The organism is Mycobacterium hackensackense, from assembly GCF_025822555.1.
Classification (GTDB): domain Bacteria; phylum Actinomycetota; class Actinomycetes; order Mycobacteriales; family Mycobacteriaceae; genus Mycobacterium; species Mycobacterium fluoranthenivorans.
The window spans coordinates 1,064,218-1,087,450 of sequence record NZ_JACKUC010000030.1; the positions used below are offsets into that span (position 1 = coordinate 1,064,218).

Here is a 23,233-nt window from a genome sequence, read left to right on the forward strand (position 1 = left end):
TCGGGTCCACTGTTGGGTGCCACAGCGCCACTCACGAAGCGCTTCATTTCCTGCACCGGTGCCAAGTGGCGCAGTCGGCCCGGTGTTCAGCGACCGCTCTGCGGCGCTTGCTATTTCGGATGAGCGAATGTCTGCGGAGTGTGCTCACGCCAAAGGTCGAACACCTGGGCGCGGGGCAGATTGCGCCAGACGTTGTGCCATTCGTGCCAGTCCCTCGGCGCGCGTCATCGTGCCGACGTAGCCCAATTCGCGACGAGCGGCGTCGTCGTCGGTGGTGAATTCCCGCCCAATCAACCGCACCATCGTGCGGGTCAGCGGCGGGTCGCCCTTGTCGGTGCGCAGCGCCGCGAAGGTTTCCATGAGGCGTCCGAAGGTGAACGCGACACGGTAAGGCACGGAGCGCAAGCCATCGATCGAGTGACCTTCCAGTTTGGCGAGCCCAGCGATGAATTCGCGGAAGGTGACCAGGTCGCGGTCGTTGATGAAATAGGGGCGCCCGCCCGTGCCACGCGCCAGCGCACACTGCACCGCCTCGACGACGTTGTCGACATGGATGGTGGACGCGGGGTATTCGCCGCGGCCGATGAATGCGAATTGACCTGACTCGATGGCGTGCGGAAGCTGCTTGCTGAACGGCCCCCCGGGACCCCAGAGGGCGGGCGGGCGAAGGGCGATCGTGCGAAAGCCGGGGCCGTTGGCGGCCAACACCGCCGCCTCACCCTGAGACTTACTGGCGATGTAGCCCGAGAAGCTACGCGGGTAGGTGGACGCTGATTCATCGATGTTGCTGGCCGGCGTGCCACGATCGTCCATGGCTACCGCGGCGGCACTGATGTAGACGAACGTTACGGCCCCGGCAACCCGGGCTGCATTCAAAACAGCCTCAGTGCCAGCGACATTCGCGCTGAAGTACGGGGCACGCGGCCCGGCGAAGCGGAACAGCGCTGCGGCATGAACAACCGCGTCGACCGCGGGCAGCGATAGTTCGTCGGGTTTGTCGAGGTCCCCCGGCACCGGTGTCGCGCCCAAGGCGCGCACCACGTCAGCCGACGACGCCGAGCGCGCGAGGGCGAATACGGTGTGTCCGTCCTGGACAAGCCGTGGGATCAGGTGGGCACCGAGGAATCCGGAGCCGCCGGTTACGGCAATCTTCATGCTGGTTTCTCGCTTTCGTCGGGAGTACAGATGGATTGCACTGCGCGTTCGCGCAGGGTCGTGATGACGACCGGATCTGGCTGTCGCTCCCGCGCCATCACGTAGAGAGTCGACGCGGCGTGCGCCGAGGACCAGATGAGGTCCGCTGCCGCTTCGACTTCCATGGCGAGGCGACCGTCAGCGTCAATGGCCGCGATGCGCTCCACGAGAAGCGCGCGTCCTGCATCGGCGGCGGGAATGGTGGCCCCTTGCAAGACACGGACCACCATGGCGGCGTACAGCCGTGGTCGTTCGGCGGCGAAGCGCACGTAGTTGTCCCAGCCCTGCCGTAGCGCCATTACCGGATCAGCGGAGAGGGCTTCAGCCTTCTTGCTCGTGAGGAACTGCGCGAACGCCTCGGTGATCGCGGCACTGAGAAGGCCATCCGCACTGCCGAAATGGTGATACAGGGTCGGGGCGGTGACGTCTGCGATCGCGCACACCGAACGCGTCGAGAAACCTGCCTCGCCTTGTTGTTCCAGAACCTGCAACGCCGCGGCCACCAGCAGCGATTTCGTATCCACGATTCGAAATATAGCACCGCTATAGCCCCTGCGCTATAGCGGTGCTATATTTCCTTTTCGCGCGGCGCAGGCATGGTAGTCAGGAGGGGGCGCAAGCCGCTGCCGTTCCCACCCGAGCCAGTGGCGTCGCTGAGCGTCAACGCGGTGCGATGGTCGCTCGACCGCGCCGACCACAATTACGGAAGGCGCAACGTGCTGCTGCGCACCCTGGATGCCGTGGGGCTGGGCTTCGACTCCTGACTCACGTCCGATCCCCGGGTGATCGGGCAAAACCCCAACGCAATGTGACGGTCGCGCTGACCGCGGATCGACAGCATCCGGCGTCTCACTGAGCGTGGCGGTGCTCTGCCAAGGCGCGGAAGGCCTGCACAGGTGAGGCGGTGGGGTCCTCGGTGAAAACTTGGATGCCGATGTGGTTGGCGCCGGCGGTGAGGTGCTCGTTGATCTGGGTGTAGATCGCTTCCGGGGAGCCGTGAGCGACCAGGGCGTCGATGAGTGCGTCGCTGCCTGACCCGTCGACGTCGGCTTCGGTGAACCCGTGCCGCATCAGGTTGTTGGTGTAGTTGCGCAATCCGAGGTAGGGATTCTGGACGGCGGGACGGCCGATCTTTCGCGCTGCGTCAGCGTCCTCGGTCAGCACGACCTTGTGCTCGGGGGCCAGAAAAGCGCTGCTACCCAATGTTTCTCGCGCATAGCGGGTGTGCGTGGGCACGGTGAGATATGGGTGCGCCCCCAATGTCTTGTCGCCGGCCAGTGTGAGCGTCTTGGTTCCCAGCGCACCGATCACGATCGCTTCGGCCGGCACCCTGCCGTCCAGAAGCGCGTCGACATAGTGGACCATCCGCTCGTAAGGCTTTTCGTAGACGTCTCGGGACTCAGGATGACCGAGACCGACGCCGAGCAGCAGGCGAGGTCCGTAGCGGTCGACGATTCGGTGATAATGACGCGCGATGCTGCGGGCGTCGTCTTGCCACATGTTGATGATGGCGCTCGCGATGATCGCATGCTTCGTCGCGGCGATCATCTGCTCAAGCAGCTCCATGCCACCTACGGGGTCCGCGCCGATTCCCACCCAGATCGTCTGATAACCCAGCTCTTCGAGTTCAGGCGCGTATTCGATACGTGGAGCGTCGCCCAGTGCGGGATTGAGCCATGCTCCGTAAGTGCCGAACTGCTCGTGCACGTCGATTATCTCCTTCGGGTTGGCGCACCAACGGGTGCCGGTATGGCTGCGGAATGAACTGCGTGAGAACTGCTTTCATCCCGGCGGTGGGGTGGTACTGAAGATCGGCCAACAGATTTCTGTGGCGGTGAACGCTGTCGGATCTGAGGGCGTGGCACCGATGTAGTGTTCGCGGATCGGCCCCTGGTCGCTGATCAGATGCTCGTTTGCGTATATGCCCAGAGCCCCGTAACTGCGGTCGATGCTCTCGTCGTGACCGCCGGGGTGAGTGAGGACGGCGAATTCAGCCTGAGGCAAGACCTCGGCACGCACCCCCTCAGGAGGGGTCGCGGACTGCGGCGCAGGCACGAACAGGGTGGCCTTGCCCCGTGATTCGAGAAACAGTGCTCGGTCGTAGAGGCCACCCGGCACGACCGTCGACGGTGCGCCTGTCGCCGTGGCAACCGCGTCTCTCAGCGTCCTCAGCGTCACCGCGAACCAGCTGTCGATCGCGGACACCTCGATGGTGGCGCCGATCGACCACACTGCGAGCGCGGGTTCACGGCGCAACTCCACAGAGGCGGGGGTGTGCACAGGAGAAAGCAGCTCGCGCAGCGCACCAACGGTGTCACGGGTCTGCTGCAGTTGCACTTCCATCTGTTGGAGATGAGCCGTGATGATCTCAGTGCGGGCCGCGGCGTCGTCTGTGCTCAGCAGCGCCTTGATGTCGGGAATGGACATGCCCAGAGAGCGGAACCGACGGATGATGTGTGCATGATCGACCTGGCTGGTGTCGTAGAACCGGTAGCCGGTGTGGAGATCGACGAGAGCTGGTTCGAGAATGCCGATGTCGTGGTAGTGCCGTAGCGCCTTCCTGCTGAAGCTGGTCATCACGGCGAAGTCACCGATCGAGACCCGTGCGCCCATCGCATCCTCCTCTGCGTTCCGCCGCCCGCTTAAGGCGTAAGGCCATCCTGAAGTCTCCCCCTGGGGGAAGGTCAACATCGCGGCGTGAGTCCGAGATTCGCCGGCCCAGGGTTGACCTTCCCCTTAGGGGAAGCTCCACGGTGGGTTCATGACCACAGAATGGGAAGCACTCCCGGACACCGTAAAAACGTTCATGACCGCACTCGATGCCCGTGAGGTGGACCAAGCGCTGGCCACACTCACCACCGATGCCGTGGTGACCGACGAAGGCCACCACTACAAGGGACATGACGAGATCGGGGCCTGGGTGGCCACCGCGGCCGCCGAGTACACCTACACCACCGCATTCACCGGCGCGACAGTGCTCGAACGGCAGACCGGTACGACTGTCGACGTCGGGCAGCACTTGGAGGGCGACTTCCCGGGCGGCGTCGCCGACCTGCACTACCGCTTCACCCTCGACGGCACTGTGATCAGCCGGGTGGTGATCGAGCCATGACGCGGCGTTGGTTCATCACCGGAGGCACCCCCGGCAACTTCGGGATGGCGTTCGCCGAGGCCGCACTCGAGACCGGCGACCGTGTGGTAATCACCTCCCGGCGCCCGCAAGAGCTGGCGACGTGGGCCGAGCAGTACGGCGACCGCGTTCTGGTCGTGCCGCTGGAACTCACCGACGCGGCGCAGGTGCAGCGTGCGGTGCATGCCGCAGAGGAGCACTTCGGCGGCATCGACGTGCTGGTCAACAATGCCGGCCGCGGATGGTACGGATCGATCGAGGGCATGGACGAGTCGTCTTTGCGGGCAATGTTCGAACTGAACTTCTTCGCCGTGCTGTCGGTGACACGTGCAGTGCTGCCGGGGATGCGCGCCCGGGGCAATGGGTGGATCGTCAACGTGTCCTCGGTGGCTGGGCTTGTATCAGCGCCTGGATTTGGCTACTACAGTGCGACGAAGTTCGCCATCGAAGCCATCACCGATGCCCTGCGTGATGAGGTCGCCACACAAGGCATCTCCGTGCTGACAGTCGAACCGGGGGCGTTCCGCACGAACGCCTACGCCGGCTTCGCCAACGAGCCTGTCGCGGAGACGATCCCGGAGTACCACGACATGCTGGAGCAGGTCCGCGCCGTGTTCGTCGGGATGGACGGGGTGCAGCCCGGCGATCCGCTCCGCGGTGCCCGTGCGGTAATCGCGGCGATGGCCCAGAACCCGCCGCCCCGTCGGCTGGTCCTAGGCAATAGCGGCTACGACGCCGTGATCGATACGCTGGGGCAGACCCTTGCCGACATCCGGGCTAACGAAATGCTCTCCCGCAGCGCGGATTTCCCCACCTAGTCGATCTGCTGAGCGAGACACACCCGGCCCGACCAGCTAGTCTCACTGCGTTGGCCAGACCAAGAACGCTGGTCGCCGGAGTGACCCCACTGAACTATCGCATTCTTCAGTCGGTGCGGCGATGGTCGAGGCGTTACACGAGGTTGCGCTCAAGCAGCGACACAGCCGCATCTCGTACTGCCGTGGCCGCTGGGCGCGCCGTCCAACCGAGCAGCCGCTCAGCCTTTTCCGAGGTTGCCGCCTGCTGGACGCCCACTCGAGATGCTGCTCACCGGTCTGCGGACCTGACGACCACGTCAGCATGCTCGCTGAGGGCGGCTTCAAATCCTTCGGTGAGCGTCGCGTTGTCCACGTTGCCGGTGCAGACACGGCGTCTCGATCTCGCCTGGGAATGCTGGGAGGTCTAGCGTGGGCGGAATGGGTTTGTTCAGTCATGAGGAGTCCCGATCCCCGGCCGACGGCGTTGGTGGTGGGGCTGTTGAGCAAGCTCGGGGTGCTCAGGTGAGCGAGTACGAGGTGGACGAACCCGTGGTAGTGGGGCCGGGGTTGCCGCCTGAGGACGGTTCATGCGGTCAGTTCGCTGTGCAGTTTCACGTCTCGACGTCAATGCTGCTCGGGCTGAAACGTATTGCGGATATGCGTGGGGTGAGCGTGCCGGAGGTATGCCGGCAGGTGGTCGGTGTGTTTGTTGCCCAGCAGGAGGGCGAACTGGGTGCATTGCTTGCTGCGGAGGCGGAGGCGGCTGATTACCGGCCGAGTTTGGGACAGGCGTAGCCGCGCCCGCCTCAGGGCTGCCGCCTGGATCTGATCCTTGCTCCGACGAGGTCCGGCTACCTCCGAATAGCCTTGGCGCTCAAAAGGTCCAGGGCAGGTAGCCACCCGAGCCGACCTTTCACCTCACATGCCCCTTGGTGTCCGCGGCCGGGGCAAAGGGGTCAACGGGGTGTCTCGGGGCGACGTCCGTGGATCGGGCTGTTTGGCCGCTCCGCGGCCAGCTTTGGCGCGCGGCCGAGAATACCGTTCCGCATCTGCTCCGTCAGCGCGCCTCAAAGTCGATATCGAAGAGCGACACAGGCCCGAGGATCACGCCGTTCTCCTCGACGTAGCGGTCCCACAGCTCGATCAAGTCGGCCAGTTTGTCGGGCCGGGCAGCGGCCAGGTCGTGGACCTCGCCGGGGTCGCAGGAGAGGTCATAGAGCTGCCAGGTGCCCGGACCGTAGGGCGCGGGCAGATGCAGCGCCTTCCAATCCCCCTGGCGAATCGCGCGGCGCCCGAACAACTCCCACCCGGTGCCGGTGTCGGCATCATGCACCACGTCCGCCTGCCCGGACAGGTAGGGCACCATCGATCGCCCGCGCATCGGCTCCACCTCCCGGCCCCGATACTCGGTAGCGGGGTGCGCGGCACCGGCGAGCTCCAGCACGGTCGGGGCGATGTCCATGACGGTGGTGAACGCGGTGCCGATCTCCCCCTGCCGGGCAAAACCCGGCCAGGTGACAAAGCCCACCACCCGGATTCCCCCCTCGGTGGTGAAGGCCTTGTGCAGCCGCGACGGCGCGGTGGCGGCCTGCGCCCAGCGCGGGCCGTACCAGGCCCAGGAGGTGGGGGCACCGAGGTTATCGACGCTATTGTCACAGTGCTTCGCGACGAACGCTTCGATTTCGGGGCCGCGCAGCGGCATCGCCTCGACGATCGTGCCCTCCGCGCCGTTGTCCGACAGAAAGATCACGACGGTGTTGTCGAGCTCGCCGGTGCCCTCGAGGTAGTCGATCACCCGACCGATGTTCCAGTCCATGTTATCCACCATGGCGGCGTAAACCTCCATCTTGCGGGCGGAGACGGCGCGTTCCTCGTCGGTCATGTCCGCCCATTCCGGGGCGCCGTCGGCGACCACCGGGTGGGGCTCGACGTCGGGTGGGCACAGGCCCAACCGGGTGAGCGCGGCCAGCCGCTCCTCGCGCAGTGCGTCCGGTCCGGCGTCATAGCGGCCGTGGTAGTTGGCGATGGTTTCCTGCGGCGCGTGCAGCGGCCAGTGCGGCGCCTGGAAGGGCAGGTAGGCGAAGAAGGGCTGGTCTTCACCGTCTTGGGGACGTTCGTGGAGGTAGCGCAGCAGTGTGTCGGTGTACGCATCCGACGAGTAGAAGTCCTCCCCTACCGTGACGAACTGATCGTCTTCGGTGAACATCGTCGGCACGGGAGAGAGCCCGCCGCCCCCGCGGGTGCCGTAGTGGCTGGCGCCGGCCGGCAGCAGGGCGAAAGAGCGGTCGAATCCCCTTGCCCACGGCGACCTTTCGATCGTGTCGCCCAGATGCCACTTGCCCGACATGAGCGTCTGGTAGCCGGCGTCGCGCAGCAACTCCGGCAACGCCACGACCCGGTCGTTCAGATAGCCCTCGTAGCCGGGGGCGCCGCGGAATTCGGGGGCAGCCATCTCGAGCATGGTGCCGATTCCGGCGACGTGGTGATCGGTTCCGGTCAGCAGCATCGCCCGCGTCGGCGAGCAGGCCGGCGCGGAATGGAAATCGGTGAGCCTGATGCCCGAGTGGGCCAGGCGGTCCAGGTTCGGGGTGTTGATTTCGCCGCCGAAGGCGCCGATGTCGGAGAACCCGAGGTCGTCGGCCACGATGACCAGGAAGTTGGGACGCGTCACGCTGAAGCATCCTGTCACGGCCCAGCCAAGACCCGCCCCTATTCAGCCCTGGTCCGCATTCGTGGTCGTGAGCCGTGGTTCAGGCGGCTGAGTTCGGCCACTTGGCACGTCGTCCTAGGACGGGTTGCCGACGACGTCCATGGCCCCACCCCGGGGCCCACGGGAAGCATCCCCGTTCGTCAGCCCATACCAATTGCAATGCAGGGAAATTACGACCAAAGAGCTCGACGGCGAACCTCATATGGACATCCGGGTGCTCCACCTGAGCCACCTCGATGAGGAATCGATCTTCATAGTCGATGTGCATTGCCGGGGCAAGCTCGACGCCGTCGTCGACGATCATGTGCGCGATCGAGTTGAGCACTCGACAGGAGACGTTTGCGGGCAGCCCGGTCATCAACAGTTCTGGAAGACCGCGATTGTGTAGTCCCACCGTGTACGCCAACGGTCGCTTGTCACTCTCGACGTATTGAACAGCCCACCCGTGGTCCTGAATTGTCGCGCGCAGGTGGTCCAGGTACTGCTCCGTGGTGCCGTCCGGGTTGTCGCATTTCCAGCACATCGCGGCCCCTTTCGTTGTGGATGCCGCCAGCATGCGCGCACCCTCCGACATGTGTGCGGGGGCTCGGTCCGACGATCGATCAGCCGCGCGGTGTCGTGGTGATGTGTACGTGGTCGAAGTGACCGTATCCCGTCGCCTGGGGCCCGGCCGGCGTGGAATAGACACCCCGCCAGATCACGTCCTGTAACCCGAACGAAGGTCCGTTGGCCAGCACGAACGCGCGGATCTGGTCGCCGAGCGCGATACCTTCCGGGCTCTCCGGGTGGGGAATCATGATGTCGATCGCGAGACCGCGCGGATGCCACGGCTTCGAGTCCGGCCGTACCCCGTCGATGGTCGCGATCTGGGGGAAGTGCGCGCTGATCATTCGGGCAGCAAGGACGGTATTGGGTTGTAGGCCAATCTCATTCGCGACACCCATGGGCAGTGCGGCGGGATCGTCTGGGATGGCAGCCGGGGGCGGCGGAGCCAGGTCGCCCGCCGGCAGGTCTGGCATCGCGACGATCGCGGGATCCTGCGCAGGTGGCGTTTCCGGCGGCAGTGGCGGTGCAACAGCGCTTTCGATCACCGCTTGCTGCTGCGGAGTCAACAGGGCGTACTGTGCTTCCGCTGCGGCGATACGGCGCAGCAGATCCTGCAGTGCGGTTTGCAGGTCCGCGCGTACTGCGGCAGCTCGCTCCGCCGCGGTGCGCGCGTCTGCGGCCGAGCGCTCTGAGGCCAAGGCGGCGGCAGCGGCGCGCTCGCGCGTTTCGCGGTAAGCCCTCAGCTGATCGGTGGCGGTGGCTTCCATCGTGTGTTGCAGCGAGAGCCCGTCGATGAGACGTTGCGGCGATGACGCCGTGAGCGCTGCAGTCATTTGACTGTGACCACCGCCCATGTAGGTCATCGCGGCCAGGCGATCGACGGCCATCTGATGCGGCCCCAGCTGGGTGTCCGCTGCCTCCAATGCCGTGAGGTCGGCGCGCTGGCGGTCCTCAGCTGCGACCTGTTGAGCCTGGGCAGCGTCGGCGTCGCGCTGAGCCGTGGTGACGGCCTCCCGGCTGCCCACCGCCTGCGCAGAAAGCTCATCGAGCTTGGCCAACGCGTCGTCCGCAGGTTCGGCATTCGCGGCGCCCATCGCCGCGGCCATCACCAGGAGCGCCGATCCGGCGCCGCACATCGTCCGTCGAAGGCGGTCGCGAATCCCAGTCATGCGGATTTGTCACGATCCTTCGGTCATGGTGCGGCCTAGCCCGGCTGTCGATGTCCCGGGACAGGCTACGAACTGTGCTCGACGATGTCTAGCCGAGCGTCGTCGCTCCCCTGGTCAGGGACTGACTTCTAAGGTTCATGGAGATCGCGACTTTCCTTTGCGTCCATCCAATGCCCACGCGATTGAGCGTTCGCCTCTATACGTCAGGGCGCAGAATCATTGTCGGCTTGAGGGATCCGCCCTGGGGGAACTCTTGGCTCCGCACCCTCTTAGCGCCACCAAGGCGAGACCGTTATGGCGCCGGCCCCGCAGAACACGTTGCCGTCCGGATCGGCCAGCACCATGCACCCGACATCCGGACCGGCAGTGTGCCGGCCCAGTTCCGCGGCGCCCGCGCGATCAGGCGAGCTGCGTCTCGGTCCTTGTCCGGGGATGCAGAAAGCCGAAGATTCTCACTTTCATGTCCAATCGGACATCGGATCAACCTTCAACTTGAGAATGGAACATCAAACTCGAGAAGCCACACGACGACGTGTTGTGGCTGCCCAACTTTCATGTCCATACATCCACCGCGGATCTGGCGCGAATCGCACCAATCCCGGCGGATGTCTATGGGTGCAAATCCCACTTTCGTGTCCACTGAGCTCAAGACGCTGGTTTGACCTGGCAGTAGATCTTGCTCGCCATCAGGAGTAGCGGTGCCGGATTATTCACGTGACGCTGCTGGCTCGGAGTGCAGTCCACAGAGCATCCCCGGTCCTCGGCGGCGGTGCCCTAGCTGCGGCGATGACACGTCCCACTTACTTCAGCCAGCCAGGAGGAGTTCTACTAACTCCTGCCGCTTAGGTCACGAACCCGAAAGGGTTCGTGAAGCTCTTGTTTATGGTGATGCTTGGTCCTGGCGGCTGCCGGGACGGTGGCGCGGGGATTTACTCGGGTGTGTCCCGGACAGTGGCCTCGGCAGCCTGATTGATAGCGGCCGCAAGCTCGTCGAAAGAGACTCGCTGCGTCACACTCTTAATCCGCGCTAAACCGATGCTCCGGTAGCCAATCGACTCAACGTGAGACCGCGGCAGGACGTAGAAATCCCACTGCGAAACGTCCAGCGGATCGTAGGCATCGTGTGACTGCGCCGTCTGGACACAGAAAACATAGACGTCGGCATTGAACGTTCGCTGACCCGAGTATCGGTTCTCGGGACCCAGCTTCTGGGAACGGAGGCCACTGAAAGAGATCCTCGACAGATCGTGCTGTGGCCAGGCCTGGAGGTAGGCAGAAGATTTGACCTCAACCTGAATGCCGGCGGCTGTGAGGACGTCGAAATCATCCCATTCAGGCCGGGGCTCCACCGCGCCAACGGCCTTCGCTACAAGCCACTCGGCGAGAACTCCCCGCAGGACATTAGAGCGAAGATCTCTGGCCGCGTATGACCAGAAGTCCTTCACGGTGTGGTCGAGTCCTGTGAAGCGCTCGTCACCAGTCAGAACCCGGGCGGGTCCTGGTTGAAACATCATGTCGCCGGTCACGGTCCTGAGTCTGCCTGCCAACACCCGACCATGGACACCATGTTGGAGTTCTGCCCCGTAGCGATCCAAACGTGCGGTCGTGACAGGGCTCATGGTGATGGCGACCTAGCCGTCTGCCTCTGACGCGACCCTGAGTTGCTGAGGCCAGCTACTCGCGGTGATAGGTGTTCAGGTTGTTCGTTATCGCCATGCGGCTCAAAGCGGGCCAGCAGGCCCTCGCTATCAAAGATCTTGCGGGCCAGGCGTGGTCAGGCAACTCGTCTAGGCACAGTTGCAGCATGCTCGCGTCGTCATCGTCAGCTAGCGCAGCGAGGACCGGGCGATGGTCAAAGCCTCGCCGACCAGTTTCGAGTGGCTTCATTTGTCCGTCGTCGGCGTAGTACAGAACAAGATTGTCCAGGGCGTCGATAGCGGACCGCAGCTGCGGGGACGCTGAGATGTTGCTGCCCTTAAGCAGGGACGACAACAATTCCCCCACGGTGACGCGCCGGCCGCTACCCTTCCGGTAGGCCCACATGTCGACGTAGCGGCCCTGATCGGATTCGCCTGGTATCCGGGTGCCGAAGTCGCCGTAGTGCAGCAAAGCAGTCGCAATAATGTGTTGCATCGCGCTGCCGGCCAAAGCTGTGCGCAGCTTCTCCCGGATGGCAGCGCGGTAGTCCACTTCGGTTGCAGCCGTCGTCAATCCGCGGGCAAGATTCTTCGGCTCCGTGGGCATAGGACCGTCCAAGATGCGAAGCGATACGTCGATGAGGCGATGAAGGTAACGCGGTTTGTTCGCGGCGAGGCCGTCGTCGAGGATGTTCGCAGCCAACTCGGGCCCCGCGGGGTAGAGCCAACCGGCCCATTTGGGATCCTCATCGCACTGCTCCACTACATCCAGTACAGCGTCACGGTCGTGGTCACTGCCGGTGAAAAGCTCCCCTGCCGCGAAGAGCCAAGCGTTGCGCCAGTGCGGACTGCGCGCAGCGGTCACAAGGTTGTGTCGGGTATCGGCGTCGGATCCGTTGATAAGAGCGCGACCAGCCATGAGTTCTTGAAGGCTGCGAACGTCAAAGGCGACGGTCTGGTCTTCGGCCGCAGCAAGCAGAACCAGACGTTGAGTAGCGACATCGACCAGCTTGTCAGCGAGTGTGTTGGCCTTCGGGATGGGATGTTGATCTTCCCGAAAGCGCTCGAATGCGATGTCTCGCAGTGTCTCCAAGGGCATTTGCGAGCGGATATCCCCTGAAGCCTCATTGCGCTGATGGAGGACTAAACCGACCCGGAGGTGGACGTCCTCGATCTCGGTTCGGTAGGTGTTGAAGAACGCTTGATGGCCCGTCGACTTGCCCGCTTCGCGCTTGAAGACAGTGTCGAAATAGCTCCAGAACAGGCGGTAGCGATTAGCAGGGAGCACGCCAGAGCTGAACACGATGACGGTAAGAATCAGCACCTGAAGTGGCGTTTTCAATAGTCTCTGTACCGAACTAGTGGCTAACGCAGTGTCCAGCTTGGCCATGATGGCGTTGCGGTAGTCCGGTTCGTCGGTGTTTAGCCGTTGTGAGCTGATGTGTTGCGCGTAGGCGGTGGCCTCGTCCTTTGTGAAGTCCGCCAGGTCGATCTGGTCGAAGTGTTCTGGTAAGAGTCGTTCGGTGTATCCGGTTGGCCGGGTGGTGACGATAACGAACAGGTCGGCATCGTTGTCATTCGCGTCGCGAACCAGTTGCGTGATCTCCGAGATAACCCTCTGGCGTACAGCGGGATGCGTTACTTCATCGAGCCCGTCAAACAGCACGACGCAGGGCCACGTTTTGAACCAGGCTTCCAAGCTGTATGGCTGCACCTGAACTTGCGATCGATCCGACACCAGCTGGCACATGTATCGGTAGACACTGGGCCCACCGTCGTCGGGACCCATGGCGTCGGCCATCGCCGCGAGTTCGACCCGTAGCGCCCACCGCGGCAACGAAAGTGGGTGTAGCCCGAGTCGATGCATCGAGGTACGCGCAGCTGCGATCACATCCTCAACGCTGGCCGGCACGATAGATTCGTTGCTGCAGAACGATGCTCGGTAGAGGTGCGTCAGGTACCGGGTCAGAGTGCTCTTTCCGTTCCCGGCTGCACCAGTGATGACCAAGTGACGCGCAGGTGGGCCTTCGCTCACCGTCTCGGAGCGCCACGACGAGGAGCGCAGGACTTGGTCGCTGCGACCTAACGCTTCTTGAAGTGCAGTCGATCGCCCCTGCGCGATCTCGACGGGAAGGTCGACAACAATGTCATCGACGACGTGTTTGGCCTGCCCGTCGCCGGCATCGTCGAATCTGATCCAGCGACCAGTTTCCAAGGACCGGCGCGCGTGGTCAATGAACACCGCCGGTAAGAGATCCGCTGGGATAGCGCCAGGAAGCTGGCCGAGGCGGGCCAGGACGTCGCCGACGGTGATGAGCGGTGTGAAGCGTTGGCGCACACTGGCGTTTCCGGTGAGCGCGTTGTTGATCTTATTGCGATGCCACACCCGTATTTCTCGTAGACCTTTGCTGCGCAAAGTCCGCGGGCTGCGTCCTTTCCCGTAGTTGTGGACCAGCTTTTTTGCGAGCCAGGCTTCGAGTTTGTGCATGGTCCCGCCAGGATCGGCCGGCGTCAGGCGAACGTTGGTGATCACGAGCAAATAGTTGGGGAAGCGCGATCTCTTTGACTCAGCTTTCATCCAGGTATCAAGCTCGGTGCCAAGGTGACCCAACAACCAGGACAGGTCCTTGTCAGGATCGTCGGCAGGATTCTGACAATGTTTGACCTGGACCACGGTGTACCCGTCCCACCGCGTCGAATCGTCAGGCTCGGTGGCCGACCAGTTGACCGGGCCGGTCCACGTGGCTTCACGCCCCCCATCAGGGCCGGGCCCATACACCTCTAGGCCGGCGCCGATGACGGGCTCCACAAGCGCGACCGCGAGCTGTTCGAATGCACGCGCGCTGAGCTGCTCGTAAGCAAAGTCGTTTTCCACTAACATCCCTGGTCATGCGGTCTATTGCCAAACACGAGCCTAGGGCCTCCACGAACTGAGCCGTCGCAGCAACACTCTCCCTCGCCCTGTTACCGGCGTGCTCCCCGCACCACTACATATTTCGTCGTGAACGCCGGCCCGGGGTTATGAAGGCAAGCGCAGGATGCGCCCCGCTGAGTGGGCGGGTTTCCGGTCGGTCAATTCTGCTCGGGGATCACATCGGCTGATGTAGGACCGTTCTCACTGCCTTTAGCGATTGACGTAGGACGTCGACGTCAGGGCGTGGCGAGGAAAACCCGCGGGGTTTCGTCCGTGTACAGCACGATCTGGATCCGGTCCTGCACGCCCGCTCGCTCAGGGCAGTTCGGATTTCCTGTGGCACCAGTGAGGAAGGTGTCGAGGACGTCTTCCCGAGTGGCGGGCTTCACCGCTGGGCTCCACCAGTAAATGATGAGTTCGCTCCGTGGGCTTCCGTCGTCGGGCTCATGATTGAGCGCCTCGTAGACGCGGCGCCACCACCAGCCGTCCGATTCGCCAAGAGAGCACCCGAAAATGATGAACAGTCGAGTGTCGGGAAACAGGTGGCTGTACTCGATACGGTTCATGGCCCAGTACGGCTTCATGAGTTCCCGGTGGGGGTCTGTGCCCTGGTTGAAGCTGTCGGGTGCGTCGATCCCGAACAGAAGCGACCGCGGAATTGCCTGCTGTCCGTGAGGATGGATGACCTCGCTGCGGACGTAACTGGACCAACTGGTGTCGTGGTTCCACGATCCATCCAGATGGCCTGTTGGGTTGGGATAAAACCAGAAGTTCCGGTCGGCATGCGTGTGCGCTTGCGGCCTGAACTGCTGGGCGTCGAGAAAGGCGTAGTCGTCGAGTAGAGGCGTGTAGTTGAAGTTCACGAACAGGAAGTTGAAGAGGTCGTAGTGTTGGGTCTCGGTGGGGAAGGAGAAGGACTCGAAGGTCGGGGACATTTTGGCGACGTCTCCGACGAATTTCGCCATTGATTCCACGGCCAAGGCACCTTGTGCGGAGTCCTTCCCGACCCGGGCGAGTAGGTCAGGTGGTGCGACGAGTTCCAGGAATTCGGAGAACGCCGCCTGGATGGCGAGTGTTGACTCGTAGACGGTTTTGGCCTGCTGCACGCCGCCGTGAGGTCTGATGAGTCGCCCGATTGCTGCTTCGATATCGCTCCAGTTTTCCTCGCCGTTCTCCTTAGCGTCAGCCATCTGCTGGACCACGAGATTTGAGGAGTCGAAGTTGCGAGAGGCGAGGTAGTGATAGAAGGCTGGATAGCGGGGGGAGAACCGGGATTCGTAGCGCTGTGCGACTTGAATATCGAAGCCGTTGCCCACCAGGACCATGATGTTGTGCTGGCGCCTCAGGGATTTGTAGTCGGCAGACGTGAACTCGCGATACCCCATGTCTGGCCCGCCCATCTCTCCCGTTCGAGCCGTCCGTGTTCGTTGCGCGCCGGCTTCCCCACGGGGGATTCTAGGGCCCCGATGCGGTGAGTTTTCGGCCGGTTCGACACCCAGCAACGCCTCGGCCCGGTTCCACTTGGCTACCAGACGGTGTTTCACTTCCATCTCCGATGTCATCCCGCGAAGTCGCGGTCACCGAGTGCTGGCCACACATCTCACATCCGGCTGGGCTCTTCTAGCGTCAGCTCTTCGCCCTCGTCGTTCGCGGATCCCCCCGCGGCTCGCTAGTTTCGTCGCCAGTGACCACAGTCGTGCACTAGGCACGGCGCATGCTCAGCGTGGCCACCTCCAAGCGGCGGCGGGGCACTCGTCGAGGGCAGCGCGGGTGTCGAGTCGCCCGAATCCTTGTGGGTCGTTTCGCCTCCTTCACAGGTGGGGCGGGATGCTCCGGCGAGACCAGCCGCCGCCGGTGGCGAAGCTGAGTACGTCGGCGTTGGCTACGACGATCAGGACGTCGATTTCGGCCGGTAACCGCAGCATCGCGGTGGGTGCTTCACCGGGGGTCTCCATCATCGTGTGGATCATGCCGGCGGCGGGGCCGTCCAGGCTGGCGACGAGAGCCGCTACGTGGACGCCGGCGCGGCCGGCCAGGGACTGGCAGGCGTTATCGGAGTGCTCGTCGAGCCAGTCCTGCAGGAAGGGCGCGACATCGTCGTCGAGGTGGGTGGTGCGGGGCTGCTCACTCATGGTGCCGCTAAACATGATTCCCGGCTGCAGCCCGGCGCTGGGGAGCACGGCGCAATGCCCGTAGAAGCCGGCCATTTCTGCGAATCGTGGCCAGTTGTCGTGATCGGTGAATGCGTCGGTGATGCCGCGGGATTCCAGCTCGCCGATGAATTGAGTGAGGGAGTTGATCAGGGTCTTCACCCGAGGCGTCTTGAGCCTGCCTTCGTAGGTTTGGTGCGCCGCGGACACGTCCAGCGATACGCCCCAGAGGTGCTGGAGGGTAGGGATGGGGATGTACCTGCCGGGTAGTGCGTCGTAGGCGGCGATGAATCGGCGCAGCGGCTCGCTGGTCAATTCTTTGACTTCCACGACGTGGCGTGGCGAGTGGAAGTCAGGGATCGGGCCGCCGGTGACGAAGGTCGGGTCCTGGTCGCACACACGGGTGAGATCCGGGTCGTCGAGCACCGTCGCGGCGGCCGTCGCCGCTCGTCGCTCGATCGGAGTGGTTCGGCAACCGTGGTGCCCGCACGGCGGCGCCGCGGTGTCCTCTGCCGCTCTCATGTCAGCCGCGCATGTTGGCGAACGGCAGCCGGCCGTGGTGCGCGCGGAAGAGGGCGATCATCTCGGTTTCGGTGGTGGCGGCGGCGCCCTCGTCGGTGGTGCGCCAGCCCACCAGGAGGTCGGCGTGGTCGGCGAACTGCCAGATGCGGCGGCCCCCGGCGTGGCCGACCGGTTCGCCGGCGCAGTGGCGGCGGAACTCGTCGAGGCGCTTGCACAGGCCGCGGCGTCCGGTGGCGCCGGCATTTGCCTTGCCGATGTAGACGATGCGGGTGCCGGGCACCCAGTGCGCGTGCAGCTCGGCGACGGGCACCGTTGGGTCCTTGCCTTTGAATTGGCCGGCCGGCGAGGCGTCCAGGAACGTCGGGGGATTGTCGGTGGGTCGCACGATCACGTAAACCCCGGGGCCGGTGGGTACGTCGGCGGTCGGCAGCGCCGCGAACGGTACCCAGCCTGTGAACCCGCCCGGGTCGATCGGCTCCGTCATCGTTTAGGCGTCCCACTCCCTCATGTCGAACACCTCGAACGCCGCCGCGGCGGCCTTCGGGTTCTCCTCTTCGAGCTTCTGGATGTAGCCGACGGTGCGCAGGCCGGCCAGGTCGTCGTCCGGGATATTCACGCCGTACCTGGCGTCCGCCAAGCCCTTCGCTGTCAGGTCAGAGTCGTACCACCCGCCGACCAAACCCTCGCAATGGTGTGTGGCCCCTGGATGGGTCACCACGTAAATCGTTCTGCCCACGCCCTACCGTAGCGAGCCCGGCTCACTCGCCCCCTGCATGCTCTCTGGACGAATCGGGTTGATCGTTGCTGGCGGATAGTGATCCATCGGCGATAGCGTCGGTTGCGATGTCTGGGAATCTGCCGTTGCGTCGTTCATGTCGAGGTCTTTTAGCCAACGGCGAACAGATTCTGCTTGCCCAGCACAGCATTGGTGACGGCCGCACCGTGTGGGTCGGTCCAGGTGGCGGGGTCGAGGACGATGAAACCCTCACTGAGACGCTGGCCCGCGAACTGCATGAGGAGACTGGCCTGGTGCTTACCGGCGCCCATATCCCTCGGCTGGTGTGGATTCAGACCGCCGAGTTCAGGGAAATGAGCGAACAGGGTTATGCCGGGGTCGTCAACTACTATTTTCTGCTGCACGTTGATATTTTCGAGCCGGCCAGCGGGCTCGCGGCGGGTGAGGCCGGCCACCCTGACGGGGAGGGAATCCTTCACCAGCGCTGGTGGTCTCTGACTGAGATCGTGTACGCCCATGCTCATGGAGAGTTGTTTTCTCCGCGGGCGTTGCCGACGCTCATCCGGGCAGTTCTGGACGGTCCGCCGACAGCGCCAATCGCTATTGGGCTCTGAGAAAATGGTTGCTGTTCTTTTCTAGAGACGTTGGACAGCTCCTTTCCTGTCTCACCGCGCACGGCCTGGTCGCCAGCTCCGTGGCCGTCACTGATCGAGGTCGAGGTCGAAGTTTCAGGGTGTCGGGTATTCGGCGTGAAGGTCGCCGTGGAACAGTCGCCCGTAGAAGGGGTTCATCTTCGCGGCGGTCGGTGCGTGCCGGGTCAGGATCGCAGCGACCGACGGTGGCACGTCCGCTGGTACGCGTCCAGCGGCGCACTGGTCTACGTACTCGTCGTGGGCGACTGGGTGACCACCGGGAACGCCGCAGACATCGGTGACCAGCCAGTTGACCAGCCGCATGGCTGCGTAGTCGGCGTCGTGCGTGAGGTGTTGTGCCGTGAAGTGACGCTCAGCTGCTGTCAGGTCGAACTGCGGCGATATTGCCAGGCCGAAGTCGCCGAGATAGATCCGCTCCATGTCGGTGCGGATGTTGCCGAAGTGCCCGTCCATGTGCAGCAACTCCCGGTCCCGCAGGAAGGTCACGATGTCGGCCAGCTGCCGCTCCAACGCGACAGCTTTATCTGCGGGGTTGTGTCGCAGCCAGTCCGTAATCGGGTGTGGAATGTATTCGCAGAACAGGACCAGGCTGCGGGTGGCGGCGGCCAACGCTTCCAGACGGACCCGCACGGCCGGGGAACCGCCCTGCGTGGCGACGGCGGCGTCGATGTCGGCGTGTTCGGCGGCGACTGGTGACCGGCCACGTAGCGCCCGCCAGTGGTAGAGCAATGGAAATGACTGCGTTTCGCCGGTCAGCACGGCGTCAGTGGCGATGACGTTGGCGGCCAGCTCCCGCCAAGCATTGAACCCTGGTCCGCCGATGCCGTACTGGCAAAACATCGGCAGATCAAACAGGTTCGCTGTGGAGCCCGGGTTGGCGACCTCCCGATCGGTTAACGGGATCCGCTTGACGAAGAAGGGCGTCCCGTCGACCTCCACAACCTCCGATCCGCCACCTACCCCCACGCCGTTCAGTCGTCCGGTTCCCACCAGCGCTGCAAGCTCACCATCGCTGCGCGACCCCAGCGACGCCGAGACTTTCCGATGAAGGGCAGCCCTAGCCGCTGTCATCACACGAGTGTGGCACTGACCGAGGTCTCGACCCCAAAGCGTGAGCTGTTGTCAGATATCCACAACACGTGCACCCGTCTCGCATGTAGAAAACGAGACAGCCGCCGATGCGCCACCGCCCACCGTGTAATGCCAGGTCGCGGTGTCTCATATCTGCTTTACATTGCGTGCCTCAGATCTTCAGTGGCGCACAGCAATGAGACGTTAGCGATGTGACCAAGCTTCTCGGTTCACGCGGCGGCAGCTACTAAGGTAGGAACCGATGCTTGAGCCAACCGATCTGGGACCTCCACGACGAACCGCGCCTTGGCCTGCGGGTAGGCCGGGTGTCAAAAATCCCGGTTAATGGACATCATGTGGACATTTGATATGGGATATGGACATCAAACTCGGGAAGCCACAGTAGCAACACCACCGCTTCTACCGCGCCATATTCGTGAACCGCGACAGGTGAAGCTGGTGCGCCACAGTGATATTCGCCGTCGGCCCGTTACGGTGCTTGCCCAGGATCAGGTCGGCCTCGCCACCGCGCGGGTCATCCCGGTCGATAGCATCCGGGCGGTGCAACAGGATGATCATGTCCGCGTCCTGCTCCAGCGATCCCGACTCACGAAGGTCAGACACCTGCGGGCGTTTGTCGGTGCGCTGCTCCGGACCACGGTTGAGCTGGCTGATCGCCACCACCGGTACGTGGAGTTCCTTGGCCATCAGCTTGAGGCTTCGGGAGAAGTCCGAAACTTCCTGCTGGCGTGATTCGTATTTCTTGCCCGAGCTCATCAGCTGCATGTAGTCCACGACGATCAGTCGCAGATCGGCTTTCTTCTTGAGCCGTCGCGCTTTCGCCCGGATCTCCATCATGGTGAGGTTCGGCGAATCGTCGATGTAGAGCGGCGCCTCACTGATCTCACTCATCCGGCGCGCAAGCCGGGTCCAGTCGTCGTCGTTCATCCGGCCCGAGCGCATGTCACCGAGCTTGATGTTCGCCTCTGCCGACAGCATGCGCATGACGATCTCGGACTTGCTCATTTCCAGCGAGAAGATGACGCTGGCCATCCGGTGCTTGATGGAGCACGACCGCATGAAATCCAAACCCAGCGTCGATTTCCCGACGCCCGGACGCGCCGCCACGATGATCATCTGGCCGCCGTGCAGACCGTTGGTGACCTCATCGAGATCGATGAATCCGGTGGGCACGCCATGGGCCATGCCCCCCGCCGAGGCGATGGCGTCGATCTCGTCCATCGTGGGCTGCAGTAGGTCCTCCAGCGGCACGAAGTCCTCGGACTGGTTGCGCTTGTCGGTGACGTCGTAGATCTCGGCCTGGGCGCGGTCGACGATGTCGTGCACATCGGCGCCGTCGGCTCCGGCGTAGCCGTACTGCACGACGCGGGTGCCGGCCTCCACCAACCTGCGCAGCAGCGCCTTCTCGGCCACGATGCCGGCGTAGAAGCCGGCGTTGGCTGCGGTGGGCACGGTGGAGATGAGGGTGTGCAGATACGGGGCGCCACCGATGCGGCGCAGCTGCCCGCGCCGGTCCAGCTCCGCGGCGACGGTCACGGCGTCCGCGGGCTCACCGCGGTCGTAAAGATCGAGGATGACTGTCGCGACGTCTTGGTGCGCGGGCCGATAGAAGTCGCCGGGCTGCATGCGCTCCAGCACGTCGGCGATGGCGTCCTTGCTCAGCAACATGCCGCCGAGGACCGCCTGCTCGGCAGCCATGTCCTGCGGGGGCTGACGGCCGAAATCCTCCCTGGGCGGCTCGTCCATACCGTGATGACCGAGGTCGTTCACGACTGCCACTAAGCGTCCCTCCCCCTTCGTTATGTGGCCGAACATATGTTCGGCGATAGTTGTCATGACAGTACGACGCGCTCCCGACAAGTCCAGCCAAAGCCAGTCGGGGTTCGGCGCCACTGCCTGGCGACGGGCCAACATTAGACGTTGCTGTGGCCGGTGCAACCGAGCCTGTGGATGAAGGTGTGGATGGCGTGTGGACAGCCTTGGACAACCGTGTTGAGCGGGTGGGGAGAACTTGTGGATTAACTCATCGGTAGCCGAACAACCTGCAGGTCAACGCTACCGCCGAAGTGTCTAAACTTGTGGATGCAAAGTCACCCGGCGTGTCGGCCTGGGTTGCCGGGTCGGGCGTGTTGCATTGCGCCGAAGAGCCGAAGAGGTTAACAGACAGTTTCCGTTGCTGGGGCCATAACTGGAGTTGCGTTCGCTGGAGACACAGCAACGCCCGGGCGGAAGCTCTGAGCTTTCCACCCGGGCGTTGCAGAGGTACGTGAGGAGTACCGAGCCTACTCGGCGACGACGTTGAGCGGGACCGACACGGTCACGCCCGCGTGCAGCCGCACTCCGACCGGGTGCGTCCCGACCGCCTTGATGTGTGCCTTGGGCAGGTCGACGGTGCGCTTGTCCAGGTTCGGGCCGCCGGCCTTCTTGATGGCCGCGACCACGGAGGCCTGGGTCACCGAACCGAACAGCTTGCCGCCCTCGCCGGCGCGGACCGCCAGAGCGACCGGGCCGAGGGCCTCGATGGCCTGCTTGAGCTCGTTGGCGTGCTCGACGCCGCGGATCTCCTTGGTTTCGCGGGCACGACGGATCTCGTCGGCCTGACGCTCGGCGCCACGGGAGGCCACGATGGCCAGCCCGCGCGGGAGCAGGTAGTTACGGCCGTAGCCGTCCTTGACCTCGACGGCGTCGCCGGCGACACCCAGGTGGTCAACCTCTGCGGTGAGAATCAGCTTCATGATGTGGTTCCTCCCTTACCGCGTCGACGAACCGAACGGCAGCAGAGCCACCTCACGGGCGTTCTTCACCGCGACGGCAACGTCGCGCTGATGCTGGACGCAGTTGCCGGTCACCCGGCGGGCACGGATCTTGCCGCGCTCGCTGATGTAGGTGCGCAGCAGCGCGGTGTCCTTGTAGTTGATGTCCTGCCCCTTGCCCTTCTTGGAGCAGAACACGCACTTGCGGGTCTTGACCGGCTTTTCGGGTGCCGGCCGCCGCTTGGTACTACCGGATTTGGCCATGGGTCTATCTCTTTCTCAAATGTTCGTCTGTGTATGTCAGAAGGGCGGTTCTTCGTCAGCGCCGCTGTAGGAGCCCGCCGCGGGAGCACTGCCCCACGGATCGTCCTTCGGCTCCGCACTGCGCGGCTGACTCGATCCGCCGCCGAATCCACCACCGCCGCCGCCACCGCCGCCGCGGCTGGCCTTGTTGACCTTGGCCGTCGCATACCGCAGCGAGGGGCCGATCTCATCGACCTCGAGCTCGACGACGGTGCGCTTCTCACCCTCACGGGTTTCGAAGGACCGCTGCTTGAGCCGGCCGGAGACGATGACGCGCGACCCCCGGGTGAGGCTTTCGGCCACGTTCTCGGCCGCCTCCCGCCAGATGTTGCAGCGGAGGAACAGCGCTTCGCCGTCCTTCCACTCATTCGTCTGACGGTCGAACGTCCGGGGAGTGGACGCCACCGTGAAGTTGGCGACGGCCGCTCCGGACGGCGTGAACCGCAGTTCCGGGTCGGCGGTCAGGTTTCCGATAACGGTGATGACAGTGTCACCAGCCACGAGGTCCTCCTGGGCAGTGGGCAGCCTATGTTGGGCGCGAGCCTACGCAACGCACCCGACATGGGCGGCGTGTATCGGCCTAGTGCTTGTCGGTCCGCATCACCTTGGTCCGCAGCACGGACTCGTTCAGGTTGAGCTGGCGGTCCAGCTCGGACACCGTGGCCGGCTCGGCCTTGACGTCGACGACGGCGTAGATGCCCTCGGCGTGCTTGGCGATCTCGTAGGCCAGCCGGCGACGGCCCCAGATGTCGACCTTGTCGACGGAACCGCCATCCTTGCGGATGACGTTCAGGAACGTCTCCAGCGACGGAGCTACGGTGCGCTCGTCGAGAGTGGGGTCAAGAATGACCATGATTTCGTATGGACGCATGAGAAACCCATCACCTCCTATGGTCGTTGCGGCCACGGCGTGTCCGTGGCAGGAGG

22 protein-coding genes and 2 pseudogenes are annotated in these 23,233 nt (G+C 63.9%); 5 read left to right on the forward strand and 19 right to left on the reverse strand.

What is annotated here, in order from left to right; all coding sequences use genetic code 11:
- Nucleotides 1-144: 144 nt before the first annotated feature.
- Both H7J86_RS14545 and H7J86_RS14550 read right to left on the reverse strand, forming a co-directional pair.
- Nucleotides 145-1,155 (reverse strand): NAD-dependent epimerase/dehydratase family protein, encoded by a 1,011-nt coding sequence (locus H7J86_RS14545; protein WP_267291757.1) that lies wholly within the window; start codon nt 1,153-1,155, stop codon nt 145-147.
- On the reverse strand, nt 1,152-1,718 hold the full coding sequence (locus H7J86_RS14550; RefSeq protein ID WP_187097562.1) for a TetR/AcrR family transcriptional regulator: 567 nt from the start codon (nt 1,716-1,718) through the stop codon (nt 1,152-1,154). The genes H7J86_RS14545 and H7J86_RS14550 overlap by 4 nt, the downstream gene beginning before the upstream one ends.
- A 93-nt stretch (nt 1,719-1,811) precedes the next feature.
- On the opposite strand from H7J86_RS14550, the pseudogene H7J86_RS14555 reads away from it, so the two are divergent.
- Nucleotides 1,812-1,958 (forward strand): annotated as a pseudogene (locus H7J86_RS14555) (FAD-dependent oxidoreductase); the annotation flags it as partial.
- An 85-nt stretch (nt 1,959-2,043) separates the two neighbouring features.
- On the opposite strand, the gene H7J86_RS14560 reads toward H7J86_RS14555, so the two are convergent.
- Complete coding sequence (locus tag H7J86_RS14560; RefSeq protein ID WP_267291759.1) at nt 2,044-2,901, reverse strand: TIGR03620 family F420-dependent LLM class oxidoreductase; 858 nt, start codon at nt 2,899-2,901, stop codon at nt 2,044-2,046.
- Between the two features lie 75 nt (nt 2,902-2,976).
- A complete protein-coding gene (locus H7J86_RS14565; RefSeq protein WP_267291761.1) occupies nt 2,977-3,807 on the reverse strand; it encodes a MerR family transcriptional regulator in 831 nt (276 codons plus the stop codon).
- 148 nt (nt 3,808-3,955) lie between these two features.
- On the opposite strand from H7J86_RS14565, the gene H7J86_RS14570 reads away from it, so the two are divergent.
- From H7J86_RS14570 to H7J86_RS14580, 3 genes are all read left to right on the forward strand, one after another.
- On the forward strand, nt 3,956-4,306 hold the full coding sequence (locus H7J86_RS14570; protein WP_267291763.1) for a nuclear transport factor 2-like protein: 351 nt from the start codon (nt 3,956-3,958) through the stop codon (nt 4,304-4,306).
- On the forward strand, nt 4,303-5,142 hold the full coding sequence (locus H7J86_RS14575; RefSeq protein ID WP_267291766.1) for an SDR family NAD(P)-dependent oxidoreductase: 840 nt from the start codon (nt 4,303-4,305) through the stop codon (nt 5,140-5,142). Before H7J86_RS14570 ends, H7J86_RS14575 begins: the two co-directional genes overlap by 4 nt.
- A 501-nt stretch (nt 5,143-5,643) precedes the next feature.
- Complete coding sequence (locus H7J86_RS14580; RefSeq protein ID WP_227456369.1) at nt 5,644-5,916, forward strand: hypothetical protein; 273 nt, start codon at nt 5,644-5,646, stop codon at nt 5,914-5,916.
- 262 nt (nt 5,917-6,178) lie between these two features.
- On the opposite strand, the gene H7J86_RS14585 is transcribed toward H7J86_RS14580, so the two are convergent.
- The 9 genes and pseudogenes from H7J86_RS14585 to H7J86_RS14625 form a co-directional block, all read right to left on the reverse strand.
- Complete coding sequence (locus tag H7J86_RS14585) at nt 6,179-7,792, reverse strand: arylsulfatase (protein WP_267291768.1); 1,614 nt, start codon at nt 7,790-7,792, stop codon at nt 6,179-6,181.
- 79 nt (nt 7,793-7,871) lie between these two features.
- The gene (locus H7J86_RS14590; protein ID WP_235683475.1) at nt 7,872-8,387 is read right to left on the reverse strand and encodes a DUF4262 domain-containing protein; all 516 of its coding nucleotides are present in this window, start codon (nt 8,385-8,387) and stop codon (nt 7,872-7,874) included.
- Nucleotides 8,388-8,433: 46 nt separating this feature from the next.
- Nucleotides 8,434-9,546: a VldE C-terminal domain-containing protein gene (locus H7J86_RS14595; protein WP_090359460.1), complete on the reverse strand. Its 1,113-nt coding sequence runs from the start codon at nt 9,544-9,546 to the stop codon at nt 8,434-8,436.
- Nucleotides 9,547-10,475: 929 nt separating this feature from the next.
- A complete protein-coding gene (locus H7J86_RS14600) occupies nt 10,476-11,072 on the reverse strand; it encodes a hypothetical protein (protein WP_267291770.1) in 597 nt (198 codons plus the stop codon).
- Between the two features lie 148 nt (nt 11,073-11,220).
- Nucleotides 11,221-14,058, reverse strand: coding sequence for an NACHT domain-containing protein (locus tag H7J86_RS14605; RefSeq protein WP_267291772.1), 2,838 nt, complete (start codon nt 14,056-14,058; stop codon nt 11,221-11,223).
- 275 nt (nt 14,059-14,333) lie between these two features.
- Nucleotides 14,334-15,659, reverse strand: a complete 1,326-nt coding sequence (locus H7J86_RS14610; protein ID WP_267291774.1) for an AbiH family protein — start codon at nt 15,657-15,659, stop codon at nt 14,334-14,336.
- Between the two features lie 249 nt (nt 15,660-15,908).
- Nucleotides 15,909-16,769: a hypothetical protein gene (locus H7J86_RS14615; protein WP_267291776.1), complete on the reverse strand. Its 861-nt coding sequence runs from the start codon at nt 16,767-16,769 to the stop codon at nt 15,909-15,911.
- A 1-nt stretch (nt 16,770) separates the two neighbouring features.
- Entirely contained in the window at nt 16,771-17,253 is a 483-nt protein-coding gene (locus H7J86_RS14620; RefSeq protein ID WP_267291778.1) for a hypothetical protein, read from the reverse strand.
- A gap of 3 nt (nt 17,254-17,256) precedes the next feature.
- A pseudogene (locus tag H7J86_RS14625) lies at nt 17,257-17,394 on the reverse strand (meromycolate extension acyl carrier protein AcpM); the annotation flags it as partial.
- A 218-nt stretch (nt 17,395-17,612) separates the two neighbouring features.
- Between H7J86_RS14625 and H7J86_RS14630 the strand changes: the two are divergent.
- On the forward strand, nt 17,613-18,119 hold the full coding sequence (locus H7J86_RS14630) for an NUDIX domain-containing protein (protein ID WP_267291780.1): 507 nt from the start codon (nt 17,613-17,615) through the stop codon (nt 18,117-18,119).
- Between the two features lie 114 nt (nt 18,120-18,233).
- Here H7J86_RS14630 and H7J86_RS14635 read toward each other — a convergent pair whose 3' ends face one another.
- From H7J86_RS14635 to rpsF, 6 genes are all read right to left on the reverse strand, one after another.
- The gene (locus H7J86_RS14635; RefSeq protein ID WP_267291782.1) at nt 18,234-19,229 is read right to left on the reverse strand and encodes a serine/threonine protein phosphatase; all 996 of its coding nucleotides are present in this window, start codon (nt 19,227-19,229) and stop codon (nt 18,234-18,236) included.
- A gap of 420 nt (nt 19,230-19,649) precedes the next feature.
- Nucleotides 19,650-21,029 (reverse strand): replicative DNA helicase, encoded by a 1,380-nt coding sequence (dnaB, locus tag H7J86_RS14640; RefSeq protein ID WP_090359462.1) that lies wholly within the window; start codon nt 21,027-21,029, stop codon nt 19,650-19,652.
- A gap of 503 nt (nt 21,030-21,532) precedes the next feature.
- Nucleotides 21,533-21,985, reverse strand: coding sequence for a 50S ribosomal protein L9 (gene rplI, locus H7J86_RS14645; RefSeq protein ID WP_090359464.1), 453 nt, complete (start codon nt 21,983-21,985; stop codon nt 21,533-21,535).
- A gap of 15 nt (nt 21,986-22,000) precedes the next feature.
- Nucleotides 22,001-22,267, reverse strand: a complete 267-nt coding sequence (rpsR, locus tag H7J86_RS14650) for a 30S ribosomal protein S18 (RefSeq protein WP_090359466.1) — start codon at nt 22,265-22,267, stop codon at nt 22,001-22,003.
- Between the two features lie 36 nt (nt 22,268-22,303).
- The gene (locus H7J86_RS14655) at nt 22,304-22,807 is read right to left on the reverse strand and encodes a single-stranded DNA-binding protein (protein WP_090359468.1); all 504 of its coding nucleotides are present in this window, start codon (nt 22,805-22,807) and stop codon (nt 22,304-22,306) included.
- Nucleotides 22,808-22,886: 79 nt separating this feature from the next.
- Nucleotides 22,887-23,177: a 30S ribosomal protein S6 gene (gene rpsF / locus H7J86_RS14660; RefSeq protein WP_018603055.1), complete on the reverse strand. Its 291-nt coding sequence runs from the start codon at nt 23,175-23,177 to the stop codon at nt 22,887-22,889.
- Nucleotides 23,178-23,233: the final 56 nt, after the last annotated feature.